This window comes from Halomonas sp. KX33721 (assembly GCF_001596805.1).
GTDB classification, from domain to species: domain Bacteria; phylum Pseudomonadota; class Gammaproteobacteria; order Pseudomonadales; family Halomonadaceae; genus Vreelandella; species Vreelandella aquamarina.
This window is the reverse complement of sequence record NZ_LVIA01000007.1, coordinates 1-13,999: the sequence shown is the minus strand read 5'-3', so window position 1 is coordinate 13,999 and position 13,999 is coordinate 1. Positions and strand designations below refer to the sequence as shown.

At 59.2% G+C, this 13,999-nt stretch carries 14 protein-coding genes and 1 rRNA gene; 6 read left to right on the top strand and 9 right to left on the bottom strand.

Annotated elements, in window-relative coordinates; all coding sequences use genetic code 11:
- Entirely contained in the window at positions 1 to 900 is a 900-nt protein-coding gene (gluQRS, locus tag A3220_RS02345; protein ID WP_062372880.1) for a tRNA glutamyl-Q(34) synthetase GluQRS, read from the bottom strand.
- A 118-nt stretch (positions 901 to 1,018) separates the two neighbouring features.
- Positions 1,019 to 1,456, bottom strand: a complete 438-nt coding sequence (gene dksA / locus A3220_RS02340) for an RNA polymerase-binding protein DksA (protein WP_044629489.1) — start codon at positions 1,454 to 1,456, stop codon at positions 1,019 to 1,021.
- Positions 1,457 to 1,646: 190 nt separating this feature from the next.
- On the opposite strand from dksA, the gene A3220_RS02335 reads away from it, so the two are divergent.
- Both A3220_RS02335 and sfsA read left to right on the top strand, forming a co-directional pair.
- A complete protein-coding gene (locus tag A3220_RS02335; RefSeq protein ID WP_062372878.1) occupies positions 1,647 to 2,807 on the top strand; it encodes an aminotransferase class I/II-fold pyridoxal phosphate-dependent enzyme in 1,161 nt (386 codons plus the stop codon).
- Positions 2,804 to 3,532, top strand: coding sequence for a DNA/RNA nuclease SfsA (sfsA, locus tag A3220_RS02330; protein ID WP_062372875.1), 729 nt, complete (start codon positions 2,804 to 2,806; stop codon positions 3,530 to 3,532). The genes A3220_RS02335 and sfsA overlap by 4 nt, the downstream gene beginning before the upstream one ends.
- Before the next feature lie 8 nt (positions 3,533 to 3,540).
- Here the strand turns inward: sfsA and A3220_RS02325 are convergent, their stop codons facing one another.
- The 6 genes from A3220_RS02325 to A3220_RS02300 all read right to left on the bottom strand — a co-directional run bounded on the left by A3220_RS02325 (position 3,541) and on the right by A3220_RS02300 (position 8,213).
- A complete protein-coding gene (locus tag A3220_RS02325) occupies positions 3,541 to 4,002 on the bottom strand; it encodes a DUF4426 domain-containing protein (protein WP_054640979.1) in 462 nt (153 codons plus the stop codon).
- A gap of 36 nt (positions 4,003 to 4,038) precedes the next feature.
- Entirely contained in the window at positions 4,039 to 4,635 is a 597-nt protein-coding gene (gene metW / locus A3220_RS02320) for a methionine biosynthesis protein MetW (protein WP_062372871.1), read from the bottom strand.
- The gene (locus A3220_RS02315; RefSeq protein ID WP_062372869.1) at positions 4,635 to 5,831 is read right to left on the bottom strand and encodes a homoserine O-acetyltransferase; all 1,197 of its coding nucleotides are present in this window, start codon (positions 5,829 to 5,831) and stop codon (positions 4,635 to 4,637) included. The genes metW and A3220_RS02315 overlap by 1 nt, the downstream gene beginning before the upstream one ends.
- Before the next feature lie 73 nt (positions 5,832 to 5,904).
- Entirely contained in the window at positions 5,905 to 6,498 is a 594-nt protein-coding gene (locus A3220_RS02310) for a YggT family protein (RefSeq protein WP_058578303.1), read from the bottom strand.
- 100 nt (positions 6,499 to 6,598) lie between these two features.
- A complete protein-coding gene (gene proC / locus A3220_RS02305) occupies positions 6,599 to 7,426 on the bottom strand; it encodes a pyrroline-5-carboxylate reductase (RefSeq protein WP_044629496.1) in 828 nt (275 codons plus the stop codon).
- 88 nt (positions 7,427 to 7,514) lie between these two features.
- Positions 7,515 to 8,213, bottom strand: a complete 699-nt coding sequence (locus tag A3220_RS02300) for a YggS family pyridoxal phosphate-dependent enzyme (protein WP_062372865.1) — start codon at positions 8,211 to 8,213, stop codon at positions 7,515 to 7,517.
- A gap of 33 nt (positions 8,214 to 8,246) precedes the next feature.
- Here A3220_RS02300 and A3220_RS02295 point away from each other — a divergent pair, with 33 nt between their 5' ends.
- Together A3220_RS02295 and A3220_RS02290 are read left to right on the top strand one after the other, a co-directional pair.
- Positions 8,247 to 9,290, top strand: a complete 1,044-nt coding sequence (locus A3220_RS02295; RefSeq protein WP_058578305.1) for a type IV pilus twitching motility protein PilT — start codon at positions 8,247 to 8,249, stop codon at positions 9,288 to 9,290.
- A gap of 24 nt (positions 9,291 to 9,314) precedes the next feature.
- Entirely contained in the window at positions 9,315 to 10,478 is a 1,164-nt protein-coding gene (locus A3220_RS02290; RefSeq protein ID WP_084812735.1) for a PilT/PilU family type 4a pilus ATPase, read from the top strand.
- Between the two features lie 9 nt (positions 10,479 to 10,487).
- Here A3220_RS02290 and A3220_RS02285 read toward each other — a convergent pair whose 3' ends face one another.
- Positions 10,488 to 11,630, bottom strand: a complete 1,143-nt coding sequence (locus A3220_RS02285; RefSeq protein WP_062372973.1) for an anhydro-N-acetylmuramic acid kinase — start codon at positions 11,628 to 11,630, stop codon at positions 10,488 to 10,490.
- A gap of 116 nt (positions 11,631 to 11,746) precedes the next feature.
- On the opposite strand from A3220_RS02285, the gene tyrS reads away from it, so the two are divergent.
- Both tyrS and A3220_RS02275 read left to right on the top strand, forming a co-directional pair.
- Positions 11,747 to 12,946 (top strand): tyrosine--tRNA ligase, encoded by a 1,200-nt coding sequence (gene tyrS, locus A3220_RS02280; protein WP_044629499.1) that lies wholly within the window; start codon positions 11,747 to 11,749, stop codon positions 12,944 to 12,946.
- 463 nt (positions 12,947 to 13,409) lie between these two features.
- Positions 13,410 to 13,999: ribosomal RNA gene (locus A3220_RS02275) — 16S ribosomal RNA — on the top strand; the annotation flags it as partial.

Sequence of the window (13,999 nt, the reverse complement as noted above, 5' to 3'; positions counted from 1 at the left end):
TTACTGCTCCGGTGGAGTGGGGCGATGGGCAAGCGGTGCCAGGCGTGACACCGTCCAGTTCTCTATTGCCCAGCGTAGTTGCGCTTCCGGCGATTCATCGACAAGCGCTGGCGGTGGCGCTTGGTCGAGTAGCTGCAGCGCCTGAAAGAGCTGGCGGCGTATCCCGGTGCTCTCTTCGGCTAGGGCGGGTGCTAGGTTCTGCTTGGAGAGCTTTTGGCCATCCGTAGTTACCACTAATGGTAGGTGCAGGTAACGGGGTGTTGGTAGGCTTAGCGCTGCCTGTAACTGCTGCTGCCAAGGCGTGTTATCCAGCAGGTCGTACCCGCGCACGATATCGGTAATGCCCTGGTGGGCGTCATCCACCACCACCGCGAGCTGGTAGGCCCATAATTGATCTTTGCGCTTTAACACGACGTCGCCCAGTTCGGCGGGGTCGAAGTGCTGCTCGCCGAACAGCCGATCATTCCAACCTACGGGGCGTTTGGCGAGGTCGCTGCGCAACCGCCATGCGACCGGCTTGGTGGCATCGCACACGCCGTTTCGGCACCAGCCGGGGTAGATGTCAAAGGCCTGCCACTGCTTACGCGAGCAACTGCATGGATATGCCAGCCCCTGTTCAACGAGCTGATCCAGCGCGTGCTGGTAGGCATCATGACGATGGCTTTGCCATATCACTTCCCCATCCCACGTTAGTCCAAAGGCCTCTAGCTGGCGCAAAATAGTGCTGTCCGCGCCTTCTGGGCAGCGTGGCGGGTCGATATCTTCGATGCGTACCAGCCACTGGCCGCTAGCGGCGCGGGCATCCAAATAGCTGCCTAAAGCGGCAACCAGCGAGCCAAGGTGCAGCGGCCCGGAAGGGGTGGGGGCAAAGCGCCCTCGATAGTGAGCGGTGGCGGTCATGGCAACCCGTCGTTTGGAAAACTGCGTAGCGATGAGAAGAGCACAAGATGACAAACAAAAACGGGCACCTCAAGGGTGCCCGTTGGCTGTCATCTTAGGATGACGAGGCGTTTGGTACTTAACCGCCCAGTTGCTTCTCTTTCAGCTCGGCCAGGGTTTTGCAGTCAACGCAAAGCGTGGCGGTGGGGCGTGCTTCCAAACGGCGGATGCCAATTTCCACGCCGCAGGCTTCGCAGAAGCCGTAATCGTCTTCGTCGATCTTCTCGATGGTTTCGTTGATCTTCTTCAGCAACTTACGCTCGCGATCCCGGGTGCGCAGTTCAAGGCTAAAGCCCTCTTCTTGCGTCGCGCGGTCAGCGGGGTCGGCGTAGTTGTTAGCATCTTCCTGCAGGTGGCGTACGGTACGATCCACCTCTTCCATGAGATCCTGTTTCCAGTCCAGAAGCAGCTGGCGGAAGTGCGCGAGCTGCTTCTCGTTCATATACTCTTCACCCGGTGCCGGCTCATACGGGATGAAGGACTTGGACGCTTCCGGTTTCTTTTCCGCTACTGGCATGGGAGTGCCCCTTACGTATGTGACTGCTGATCGACCATGAGCGTGTGTCACGATCTCACGCCAAAGGGATGCTTGTTTAGCTGAAAATTGCACGTGATGCAAGCATAATAGTGCATTTTGGACCATGGTCCCACATCGTGTGCGGCCAGGGTCATGATTAATCTACTATTTATTAGTTGAAGGAGCCATGATGGCCTGGAATTCGCGTGTTGATCACGTTGCGCCTTTTCGCGTGATGCACTTACTAGAAATGGCTCAGGCACGTGAGGCTGCTGGCCATGATGTGATTCATCTGGAAGTGGGAGAGCCCGATTTTGCCACTCCCGCACCCATTGTGGCGGCGGGTCAGCAGGCGCTTGCCGAGGGAAAAACGCGCTACACCCCCGCTGCCGGTTTGGCGTCGTTACGTGAAGCCATCGCTGGGCACTATGCCGAACACTTTAATGCCAAGGTGGACCCTGCGCGTATTCTGGTCACGCCCGGCGCTTCTGGCGCGCTGTTGCTGGCTAGCCAACTGTTGGCCGAATGCGGCGACCGGGTATTAATGGCCGACCCTAATTACCCCTGTAACCGCCACTTTATGGCCCTGGCGGGCGCGGAAATTGATACCGTGCCCGTTGGGCGTGACAGCGGTTGGCAGCTTACCGCGCCGCTGATTGAGCGGCACTGGCAGGCCAAGACGCGGTTAGCGATGTTGGCCAGCCCCTCCAACCCCACCGGGCATACGCTGGATGCCGAGGCGCTCACGAAGGTGATCGACACGGTGGCGGCCAAGGGCGGCGATGTCATCGTCGATGAGATTTACCAGGGGCTGAATTACGACGACGCACCACTCTCAGCCACCTCGCTGTCGGAGGATGCCTTTGTGGTGAACAGCTTCTCCAAGTACTTCGGCATGACCGGCTGGCGCTTGGGCTGGCTGGTGGCGCCAGAACAGGCTGTCGAGCCGCTCACCCGGCTGGCGCAAAACGTGTTTCTGGCTGCTCCGACGCCTTCCCAGCATGCGGCGCTGGCAGCGTTTACTCCCGAGTGTCGGGATATTCTGGAAACCCGTCGCGCCACCCTCAAACAGCGTCGCCAAGTGCTGCTGGATGGCTTGGTCGAGCTAGGGCTTGCGCCGGATCTACCGCCCCAGGGGGCGTTCTATCTCTGGCTGGATATCTCCCGCTACAGTCGCGACAGCCAAGCCTTCTGTGAGCGCCTGTTGGTGGAGGAGAACGTCGCCATCACTCCGGGTATCGACTTTGCCGTACGGGGCGGCGAGCACCATGTGCGCATCGCGTTCACCAACGACGTGGCACGGCTGCAGGAGGCGGTGGTGCGCATCGCGCGTTTTGTGAGCCGCTTATGATGACCTATCCAGGGCTGGTGCCTGGCACGCTGCTGCGCCGCTATAAGCGCTTTCTGGCCGATGTGCGCCTGGATAGCGGTGAGGAAGTGGTGGCTCATTGCCCGAATACTGGCTCGATGAAGGCGGTGAACGTACCCGGCTGCCGTGTATGGCTCTCGCCCAGTCATAACCCCAAACGCAAGCTGGCCTGGACCTGGGAGTGGATAGAGCTGCCCGAGCCAGATGGTGGAACGGCGCTGGCATCGGTTCACACCGGGCGAGCGAATGGCTTGGTCGAAGCAGCGATTAACGCAGGCGATATAGCACCTCTTACGGGCTATCAAACGTTAAAGCGTGAGGTAAAGGTAGGCGAAGCGCGGCTCGATTTTCGCTTGGATGACCCTGAGAAGGGCGCCGCCTACGTGGAGGTCAAACAGGTCACGCTGAAAGAGGCGGATGGGCATGGTTACTTTCCCGACTCCGTGAGCGTGCGCGGCACTAAGCATTTGCACACCTTGGCGGCGTTAGCCGAGCAGGGTAAGCGGGCGGTGCTGCTGTTCTGTGTGGCGCATGAGGGGATTGCGGACGTGGCACCGGCGACGCATATCGACCCCACCTATGCGGCGGCGCTGAGTGATGCGGTGAACGCGGGTGTGGAAGTAGTGGCGTATGGCGTGATGGTGGAGTGGCAGCAGAGTGTACCGGTAGCGGCCCGCCTGGCGCGGGCGCTACCGGTACGGGCTTAGCGCTCGATTTAGCGTTCGATATAGAAACGCTGAATAAAGCTCACCGGCTCGGGGTTTTCATTGCGGTCGTAGCGCACGTCGAGATTGAAGCGCATCGGCTCGTCTTGGCGCAGCGTGAACGTGGCCAGATGGTAGGTGGCATCGCCATCGTGCACGGTGCGAAAGCTGAGCGGTTCGCGGGTGTCGGTGAGGTCGCTAACGTAGCCTTCAACGCTAGCGTTGACCGGTCGCGTGGTGCCATCTGGCTGACGCTCGCGCACGCTGACATTCACTAAGCCGTGCCCGATGCTGCGCTGGATACTGTTCGCCTGCGCCACTTCTGGCGTTAGAAAGCTCGTTTCAATGGCGTTGTAGTGGATTTCGTACTCGCCCACTTCCACCATCTGCTCGGCCGCTGCCTGGGTGGCGCTGAGCAGCGTCCCCATTAGCAGCGTTAGCAGTGAAAAGCGTCGCAGTGTCGCGATAGCCATAGCGTGTCTCCTCTCATGGGTGAGGTAAGTGCGGTATTAGGCGCGTCGGCGCACTCGGAAAATGGCGATTTCACCAAACAGGTTCGGCCACCACTTCGAGGTCCAGTGCCCCTTGTGGTCGCCCACTCCTACGGCACGGTCAACAATCACCAAGCCTTTCTCTTTGCATAGATGCTCGAAGTCGTTAAACGTCGAGAGGTGGATATTGGGGGTGTCGTACCACGCGTGGGGCAGCGATTTCGATACCGGCATATAGCCGCGTAACCCCAGGTGAATGCGGTGACGCCAGTAGGCGAAGTTAGGGAAGGTGATGATGCCCTCCTCGGCTACTCGAAGCATTTCATCAAGCATCTTATCCGGGCGGCGCAGCGCCTGCAGCGCCTGGGTCATGATGACTTGGTCATAGCTGTTATCGCAGAAGCTGCCCAGGCCATCGTCCAGGTTGTGCTCGATGACGTTGACGCCGCGTGCCACACACTGGGTGATACCGTCTGGATCGATCTCCAACCCGTAGCCGGTCACGCCTTTCTCTTGGGCCAGCCGCTCCAGCAAAACGCCGTCGCCGCAGGCGAGGTCAAGGATGTGTGCACCTTGGGGAACCCAGTCGTAAATCAGTTCAAGATCCGTGCGCATTAGCGTATTTCCTCCGCGCCTGCGGCGTCGATGTGCTGCTCTCGTGCGACGCGGCCCATAAAGGCGCTGAACAGCGCTTGGTAACGCGGTTCCGGTAATAAGAAGGCATCGTGCCCGTGGGGCGATTCAATGTTGGCATAGCTCACCGATTTGCCCGCGCGCGTTAGTGCATCCACCAACTCCCGGGAGCGCGACGGCGGGAAGCGCCAGTCTGTGGTAAAGCTGACGATCAAAAAGGGGCACTGCGCCGGTGCCAAGGCGCAGGCAAGATCGCCGTCGCAGCTGGCCGCCGGGTCGAAGTAGTCCAGCGCTTTGGTCATTAGCAGGTAGGTATTGGCATCAAAGGCGGTCGAGAAGGTATCGCCCTGATAGCGCAGGTACGACTCCACCTGAAACTCGACGTCGAAGCCAAAGCTCAAGTCGTCGCTGCGCAGGTCGCGGCCAAACTTGCTGCCCATGGCATCTTCGGAGAGGTAGGTGATATGCCCGACCATGCGGGCCAGCTTCAGCCCCCGTTTGGGTGCGGTGTCGTGCTCGGCGTACCAGCCGTCGAAGAACTCCGGGTCTGAGCGGATGGCTTGGCGGGCGACCTCGTTGAAGGCGATGTTCTGCGCCGAGAGGCGCGGCGTGGCCGCAATGACGACGGCATTGGCAACCCGTTCGGGGTAGGTGATCGTCCACTGCAGCACCTGCATGCCGCCCAAACTGCCGCCCACTGCCGCTGCCCAGCGCTCAATGCCCAGATGATCGGCGAGGCGCGCTTGGCTGGTGACCCAATCGCTCACCGTGACCACGGGGAAGTCAGGACCCCACTGGCGGCCGGTGTCCGGGTTATGGCTCGCCGGGCCAGTACTGCCGTGGCAGCCGCCTAGGTTGTTCAGCGACACCACGAAAAAGCGATTGGTGTCGATGGATTTGCCGGGGCCGATATGGGCATCCCACCAGCCAGGTTTGCGATCCTCGGCCGTGTGGTAGCCCGCAGCGTGATGATGCCCCGACAGTGCGTGGCAAATCAGCACCGCGTTTGAGCGCTCGGCGTTCAGCGTGCCGTAGGTCTCATAGATTAGTTCGTACTCCGGCAGCGTCTTGCCGCAGGCAAGCGGCAGCGGCGTCTCGAACTTAACCACGTGAGGGGTCACAAGGCCAACGGAGTCCGCTGGCCGGTCGTCATAAGCAAGAGTGTCTGAATCAGGCATCGAAAGCGCTAGTCCTGCAAAAATAAGTCCTGCAAAAAGTAAGCTCGGGGCGATAGTCGAGTCGATAGGGCCTTTATAGGCCTACGAGTGCGCCCGAGATGCCCGCCGCGCGGATCAGCGAGCCAACCACTAAGCCGTCTACTAGGTTAATGGCGATAAAGACCACGATCGGCGAAAGATCAATCATGCCTAGCGGCGGAATCACCTTTCTCACCGGAGCCATGATCGGCTCGACCAACTGCATCACCAGCAGCGCGCCGGGGTGGCTGGCATTCGGCGCGACCCAGCTCAGAATGATCATCACGATCATGGCAAAGAAGTAGATCTTCAAGATGGCGTTGGCCAGCGCGGCCACCCCAGCAATCAGCAGCCCTGCAATGGGCGGCATACCCACGCCGATCACCATGAAAATGGCAATCATACTGACGACTTTCAGCACGAAACCGGCCGCCAGCGTGGCGAGGTCAAAGCGCCCACCCACGGGGCCGAGGAAGCCTTGAAACAGACCAACAACAGGCTGGGTGATTTTCACCACCGACTGGCTGAGCGGGTTGTAGTAATCCGCCCGGGATGCCTGCAGCAAAAAGCGCAGCATTAACAGAAACAGATAAATATTGATCAGCGAGTTCACCAGCATTAACCCGGCGCTGCCTAATTGACTTCCCATTGCGGCTTCTCCTAAAAAATGTCGTTCTTGAGATGAGCGGCGTGCCTGCAGTTCATCTCGTTCTTATGGTGTGATTCACGGTCGGTTGCCTACGTAAGACTCAATCGTTACCGCTTAGCTCTTTGGACATGGCATCGGCGCGCGCGGCGCAGGCCTGCATGGCGTCGGCAATGATCGTGCGCAGGTGCGCATCTTCCATATGCGCAATAGCGCGCTCGGTGGTGCCGCCCGGTGACATCACGTTCTGCTTCAGGGTGGCCGGGTCTTTGTCGCTGCGCTGGGCCATAGTGGAGGCCCCCAAGGCGGTTTGAATGGCCAAGCGGCGGGCGGTTTCGGCAGGCAGGCCGAGCTTCACGGCGGCCTCTTCCATGGCTTCAAACATTAAGAAGAAGTAAGCCGGGGCGCTGCCGGAAACCGCGGTCACCGCATCTAGTAAACGCTCTTCCTCGACCCACTCGACAATGCCCACGGCTTCCATTAGCTGCGTGGCGAGGGTGCGCTGGGCATCGCTGACCGCCGCGTTGGCGTACAGGCCGCTGGCACCGATGCCGACCAGTGACGGGGTGTTGGGCATGCAACGCACCAGGGCGTTGCCGCCGCCCAGCCACTGGTCGATGGTGTTGGCATCCAGGCCTGCAGCAATGGAAATTACCAGCGGCGCCTGCTGCTGAACGCTTTCACGCAGGGCTTCACAAACGCCGCGCATGATCTGTGGTTTGACCGCCAGCACGACCACATCTGCACCGTTAACCGCTGCACTGTTGTCGGTGTGGGTATGAATACCCAGGCGCGCCTTCAGCGGAGCCAGTTCGCTTTCGTTGGGGGCCGTGGCGGTGATGTCGCTAGGTGAGACACCGCTTTCGATCAGGCCGCCGATAATGGCACCGGCCATATTGCCTGCGCCAATGAAGGTGATCTTGCTCGCCATGGGGGTATCCTTTTTCGCAAATAGCTGCGTCTTGCAGCGTGTAAAGTAAACCGTGAGTTGTGTGAGCCGCGTGCTGTGTGAATCGTAGTTAGCCCCGAGCGCCAAAAATGGCGGTGCCTAAACGTACCAGCGTGGCGCCTTCTAAGACAGCCGCTTCTAAATCGTCGCTCATACCCATCGAGAGCGTATCCAGCGGTGCTTCAGGCAGTGCCGCTTGGAGCTCTTCTAATAGCTGGCGTAGCGCTGCCAGCGGCTGGCGCTGTGCTTCTAGCGTCTCCGCCGGGGCGGGAATCGCCATCAGCCCGCGCAGGGCGAGGCCTGGCAGGGCGGCAATCTCTTGGGCCAGTGCCAAGGTACCCTCGGGCAGCACGCCGGATTTCGTGGCCTCGCGGCTAATATTGACCTGCAGGCATACGTTTAGCGGCGGTAACGCTACCGGGCGCTGTTCGCTCAGGCGTTTGGCGATCTTTAACCGGTCAACGCTGTGTACCCAGGCAAACTGCTCGGCCACAGCGCGGGTCTTGTTCGATTGCAGTGGGCCAATGAAGTGCCACACAATGCCGTCAAGATCCTCAAGCGCCGCTTGTTTATCCAGCGCCTCTTGCAGGTAGTTTTCACCAAACTCGCGCTGGCCGTGCTGCCACGCTTCGCGCAGCATCTCGGCGGGCTTGGTTTTGCTCACCGCCAGCAGGGTGGCGCTGGTGGGCGAGCGTCCGGCATCCTCAAGCGCCCGGCGCAGGCGTTCACGCGCAGATGCAAGTGACTCGGGGAGCGCGTTGTCTGTCATACTCAAGCACCTTACCGCAGCTGGGAAAGAGAGATGGATATTACCGAACTGCTGGCATTCTCGGCAAAGCAGAATGCATCCGACTTGCACCTTTCGGCGGGTCTGCCTCCCATGATACGTGTTGATGGCGATATTCGTCGGCTTAATGTGCCCGCCATGGAGAACAGCGACGTTCGGCGGCTGATCTACGACATCATGAATGATCGGCAGCGCCGCGACTATGAAGAGCACCTAGAAACGGACTTTTCCTTCGAAGTGCCGGGCGTGGCGCGCTTTAGGGTTAATGCCTTCAACCAGGCACGCGGGGCAGGGGCCGTCTTTCGTACCATTCCTAACAAGGTGCTTTCCATGGACGCCTTGGGCATGGGCGAGGTGTTCCAGCGCCTCTCGATGCTACCTAGAGGATTAGTGCTGGTGACCGGGCCCACGGGGTCGGGGAAAAGCACGACCTTGGCGGCGATGATCGACTACATCAACGAACAGCGCTTCGAGCATATTCTAACCATCGAAGATCCGGTGGAGTTTGTGCACACCAGCAAGCGCTGCCTGATTAATCAGCGGGAGGTTCACCGCGATACTCACAGCTTCTCTGGGGCGCTGCGAAGCGCGCTGCGCGAAGACCCGGACGTGATTTTGGTCGGCGAGTTGCGGGATCTCGAAACGATCCGTTTAGCGCTCACCGCTGCTGAAACGGGGCACCTAGTATTTGGTACGCTGCACACGACTTCGGCGGCGAAAACCATCGACCGGATTATTGATGTATTCCCCGGCGAAGAGAAATCTATGGTGCGCTCGATGCTGTCTGAATCGCTCCAGGCGGTCATCTCGCAAACGCTGTTGAAGCGTCAGGGTGGCGGACGCGTGGCGGCCCACGAGATCCTGATTGCCACGTCTGCGGTGCGTAACCTCATTCGCGAAGATAAAGTGGCGCAGATCTACTCCGCTATCCAGACCGGCGGCGCACTGGGAATGCAGACCCTGAATGCCTCGCTCGCTAAGCTGGTTAAAGAGGGCGTGGTGAGTATGGACGAAGCCCAAGCAAGGGCTAAAGGCACGCTGACGTTAAAAGATGAGTAAGGCGGCACAAGGATAATAGACGCGATGAGTGAGCCAGCCAGCGGTATGACCGTGACCCAGTGGCTGCACCAACTGCTGGGTATTATGGTCGAGCAGCAGGCATCAGACCTGCTGATTTCGGTGGGCGCACCGCCCAGTTTGAAAACGCCCAAGGGGCTAATGCCGCTGGGGCGTCAGCCGCTCTCCTCTAGCCAGGTGCGTAGCCTGGTTCTGAATGCGGTTCCCGAAAAGCAGCGGGAGCGATTTCAAGAGGAGCACGAGGCGAATTTTGCCCTAAGCCTGGAGAACGCGGGGCGGTTTCGGGTAAGCGCCTTTCAACAGCGTAACGAGCCCGCCATGGTGGTGCGCCGCATTGCGCAGACTATTCCGACCCTCAGCGCGCTGGGCGTGCCTAGCCAGTTGGCAGCGTTGGCCAATGCCAAACGCGGGCTGGTGCTGGTGGTGGGCGGCACGGGAACGGGGAAATCCACCACTCTGGCGGCGATGATTCAGGAGCGTAACGCCTCAGTCGGTGGGCACATCATCACCATTGAAGATCCTATCGAGTACTTGCATCCGCACCAGCGGGGCATCGTTAATCAGCGCGAGGTGGGGGTGGATACGGAGTCCTTCGAGGTGGCGCTGAAAAATACGCTACGCCAAGCGCCGGATGTGATCTTGATTGGCGAAGTGCGTACCCGCGAGACCATGGAGCACGCCCTCACTTTTGCGGAAACCGGGCATCTCTGTTTGGCGACGCTGCACGCCAACAACGCTAACCAGGCGTTGGAGCGCATCCTTCACTTCTTTCCCCATGAGCGGCACGAGCAGGTGCTGATGGATCTGTCGCTGAATTTGCGTGCTGTAGTGGCGCAGCAATTGCTGCCTACTCAGCAGGGTGGCCGCTGCGCGGCGATCGAGATTTTGCTCTCGTCGCCACGGGTGGTGGATCTGATCCGAAAAGGGCGTATTGATGAACTAAAGCAGGCCATGGCAGGCTCCCGCGACGCGGGGATGCAAACCTTCGATCAGGCGCTTTATGCGCTTTATCAAGCGGGCCAAGTCAGCCAGCAAGTGGCGCTGGCCCATGCGGATTCCGCCAACGACCTGCGGCTGATGATCAAGCAGGGCGACGCCGTCGCCAGCGGTAAGCCGTTAGATGCGCAGGTGCCGTCTCATCTTGCTCTGCGCGACGGTGACGATTATTGACGGTCGCCGCTAGGGGGCGTAAATGCCGCCCAGTACCCGCGGGCCGCTGGCGCCGGTCACGGAAGACAAGTTGCCGGGTAACCCGTGCAGGCGCTGATGGGCGAGCCAAGCAAAGGCTCCTGCTTCAATCCAATCCTCTGGCCAGCCCAGCGTGGCGGGGGAGAGCAGCGTGACCTTAGGCAGGTGCGCGGCTAACCTTTCCATCAAATAGGCATTGTGAGCACCGCCACCGCCCACCAGTAGCGTGGCGCTGGGCTGGCTTAGCGGCAGTTGGGTCACCCCTTGCGCGACACTCACCGCCGTCAGTTCGGCCAGCGTTGCCTGAACATCCCGGGGGGCTTCGTCGCCAGCGAGGTGGTCGCTCAACCACGCTAAGTGAAACAGCTCGCGCCCGGTGCTGCGCGGCGGCGGCTGATGAAAAAAGGGTTCTTGCAGCAGGCGGGCGAGCAGCGCTTGGTCGATTTGCCCGCTGGCCGCCCAAGTGCCGTTCTCATCAAATCGCCCGGTGTGATGCTTGGCAAACCAGGCATCAAGCAGCGCGTTCGCCGGGCCGGTATCGAAGCCCACCACGGCGCGCTCCTGTTCTTGAGGAAGCCATGTAAGATTGGCAAAGCCGCCCAGATTCAGCACGAGCTGTTCGCCTTGGCGCTGCCCAAACAGCGCTTGGTGGAACGCGGGCGCTAGAGGCGCTGCTTGGCCGCCAGCGGCCAAGTCCCGGCGGCGAAAGTCGGCCACCACCGTGCATCCCGTCAATTCTGCCAGCAGGCTCGGGTTGTCTAGCTGTAGCGTATACGCCGGACCACCCTGGTGACCTTGCGGCGCGTGCTCAATCGTCTGGCCGTGGCTGCCAATCGCTGTAATCTGAGCCGGGACGAGCCCCTGTTCCGTTAATAGTGCTGTAACGGCCTGGGCCTGGAGGCGGCAAAAGGCATCCTCGGCGGCGGCCAGTTCGGCAAAGTGCGCTGCTGGCGCGTGGCAAAGGTGCAGTAGCTGCGCGTGCAGCGTATCGGGCATGGCAACGGCAGCCGTGGCTAATAGCTTAGGCGGCGTGCCAGGAGTGATAGAGACCAGGGCGGCATCAATACCGTCCAAGCTGGTGCCTGACATGAGCCCGATATAGTAGGCCGTCGGTGTGGAGGAGGCGGTTTTCATCATGCGAGTCATCCAAAACGGGGTGAAGGCTCAACCAAGGCGGTGGAGCGTGATAACATCGCCCACTATTGATTATTTAAACGCCTTTAACGGCACATAGTACATGGAGATCGGCAATGAGTGAGGTGGATCAGGCGTTAGCGCTGCTGTCGCGGGGGACGCATGAAATCCTGGTAGAAGACGAGCTGCGTAAAAAGCTCGCGTCTGGTCGCAAGCTGCGTATTAAAGCAGGGTTCGACCCTACAGCACCTGATTTGCACCTGGGCCACAGCGTACTGCTGACCAAAATGCGTCAGTTCCAAGATCTCGGTCATACCGTCATCTTTTTGATTGGTGACTTCACCGGCCGTATTGGTGACCCGACCGGTAAAAACGTCACCCGTAAGCCGCTGACCGAAGCCGACGTCAAGGCGAATGCGGAAACTTATAAAGAGCAGGTGTTCAAAATCCTCGATCCGGAAAAGACCGAGGTGCGCTTCAACGCGGAATGGTTTGGCGAGTTAACGGCTGCCAAAATGATTGAGCTGGCAGCACAAAGCACCGTGGCTCGCATGCTGGAGCGTGATGACTTCGAGAAGCGCTACAAAGCGAATCAGCCGATTGCGATTCACGAGTTTCTTTACCCGCTAGTGCAGGGCTATGACTCCGTCGCACTAGAAGCTGATATCGAACTGGGCGGCACCGATCAGAAATTTAACCTGCTCATGGGGCGCGAGATTCAAAAGCACTTCGGCCAGGAGCCTCAGGTGGTCATCACGATGCCCCTGCTAGAAGGTTTGGACGGCGTGCAGAAAATGTCCAAGTCGCTTGGCAACTACGTGGGCGTGGATGAAGCACCGGGCTCCATGTTCAATAAGCTGGTCTCCATGCCCGACAGCTTAATGTGGCGTTACTTCGAACTGCTCTCGCTGAAATCGAACGAAGAGATTGAGGCGTTGAAGCAGAGTGTCGAGCAGGGTGCGAATCCTCGCGATGTGAAAATGGAGCTTGCCCGCGAACTCATCGCCCGCTACCACGGTGATGAAGCCGCCGCGAATGCGCACAAGTCGGCGGGTAACCAGTTGGCCGATGGTGAGTTGCCGGAAGACCTGCCAGAAGTAGACGTCGACTTTGAAGGCAGCGAGCAGGCCCCAGTTGCGACTGTTCTGAATCGCTCAGGCTTAACCAAGAACAGCGCACAAGCCAAAGACATGCTGAAAAATGGCAGTGTCAAAGTGGATGGTGAGGTCGTTGCTCAAGACACCATGCTCGCCACTGGTAAAGTGTATGTGATTCAAGCGGGCAAGAAGCGTTACGCTCGCGTGACCCTGGTGTGAACTTTCTGAAAACTTTTTCACATTAGCTCTTGCCAACCCGGCCGCGAATCCGTAAAGTACGCATCCGCTGCCGGGGACGCCCAGCGTTACCAGCGGTGAATGAGGTTGAAAAACCTCTGGTTTGTCAGGAGGTTAGAGCCGTCTTGTTGTTGTTTAGATCGCTCGCTTCACTCGCTGAAAACAGCGGTTGACAAACGCCAGGAAGTGCGTAGAATACGCCTTCCTCGCTGAGGCAGCACGGTTCAGGTCATCGAGCCCGTCGCAGCGAAATTAAGGAAGTTGCTCTTTAACAATTTGATCAGGTAATTCATGTGGGCGCTTGCCGATGAGGGTGATAAATCACCAATTATCAAGGCAAGCGCACAAGAAAGATGTTCACATCTTTCAAGTTCGTTTGAACCTTGAGCCAAGTTTGATCCGCTTTTGTTGCCTTCGGGCAGCGAGTAAGGATCGCATTGATCTTAAACTGAAGAGTTTGATCATGGCTCAGATTGAACGCTGGCGGCAGGCCTAACACATGCAAGTCGAGCGGTAACAGGTCCAGCTTGCTGGATGCTGACGAGCGGCGGACGGGTGAGTAATGCATAGGAATCTGCCCGATAGTGGGGGATAACCTGGGGAAACCCAGGCTAATACCGCATACGTCCTACGGGAGAAAGGGGGCTCCGGCTCCCGCTATGGGATGAGCCTATGTCGGATTAGCTAGTTGGTGAGGTAACGGCTTACCAAGGCCACGATCCGTAGCTGGTCTGAGAGGATGATCAGCCACATCGGGACTGAGACACGGCCCGAACTCCTACGGGAGGCAGCAGTGGGGAATATTGGACAATGGGGGAAACCCTGATCCAGCCATGCCGCGTGTGTGAAGAAGGCCCTCGGGTTGTAAAGCACTTTCAGCGAGGAAGAACGCCTAGCGGTTAATACCCGCTAGGAAAGACATCACTCGCAGAAGAAGCACCGGCTAACTCCGTGCCAGCAGCCGCGGTAATACGGAGGGTGCAAGCGTTAATCGGAATTACTGGGCGTAAAGCGCGCGTAGGTGGCTTGATAAGC

What these genes read in the sequence shown, in the direction of transcription:
- gluQRS (WP_062372880.1), bottom strand. Translation starts at nt 900, where the DNA reads ATGACCGCCACCGCTCACTATCGAGGGCGCTTTGCCCCCACCCCTTCC.
- dksA (WP_044629489.1), bottom strand. Translation starts at nt 1,456, where the DNA reads ATGCCAGTAGCGGAAAAGAAACCGGAAGCGTCCAAGTCCTTCATCCCG.
- A3220_RS02335 (WP_062372878.1), top strand. Translation starts at nt 1,647, where the DNA reads ATGGCCTGGAATTCGCGTGTTGATCACGTTGCGCCTTTTCGCGTGATG.
- sfsA (WP_062372875.1), top strand. Translation starts at nt 2,804, where the DNA reads ATGATGACCTATCCAGGGCTGGTGCCTGGCACGCTGCTGCGCCGCTAT.
- A3220_RS02325 (WP_054640979.1), bottom strand. Translation starts at nt 4,002, where the DNA reads ATGGCTATCGCGACACTGCGACGCTTTTCACTGCTAACGCTGCTAATG.
- metW (WP_062372871.1), bottom strand. Translation starts at nt 4,635, where the DNA reads ATGCGCACGGATCTTGAACTGATTTACGACTGGGTTCCCCAAGGTGCA.
- A3220_RS02315 (WP_062372869.1), bottom strand. Translation starts at nt 5,831, where the DNA reads ATGCCTGATTCAGACACTCTTGCTTATGACGACCGGCCAGCGGACTCC.
- A3220_RS02310 (WP_058578303.1), bottom strand. Translation starts at nt 6,498, where the DNA reads ATGGGAAGTCAATTAGGCAGCGCCGGGTTAATGCTGGTGAACTCGCTG.
- proC (WP_044629496.1), bottom strand. Translation starts at nt 7,426, where the DNA reads ATGGCGAGCAAGATCACCTTCATTGGCGCAGGCAATATGGCCGGTGCC.
- A3220_RS02300 (WP_062372865.1), bottom strand. Translation starts at nt 8,213, where the DNA reads ATGACAGACAACGCGCTCCCCGAGTCACTTGCATCTGCGCGTGAACGC.
- A3220_RS02295 (WP_058578305.1), top strand. Translation starts at nt 8,247, where the DNA reads ATGGATATTACCGAACTGCTGGCATTCTCGGCAAAGCAGAATGCATCC.
- A3220_RS02290 (WP_084812735.1), top strand. Translation starts at nt 9,315, where the DNA reads ATGAGTGAGCCAGCCAGCGGTATGACCGTGACCCAGTGGCTGCACCAA.
- A3220_RS02285 (WP_062372973.1), bottom strand. Translation starts at nt 11,630, where the DNA reads ATGAAAACCGCCTCCTCCACACCGACGGCCTACTATATCGGGCTCATG.
- tyrS (WP_044629499.1), top strand. Translation starts at nt 11,747, where the DNA reads ATGAGTGAGGTGGATCAGGCGTTAGCGCTGCTGTCGCGGGGGACGCAT.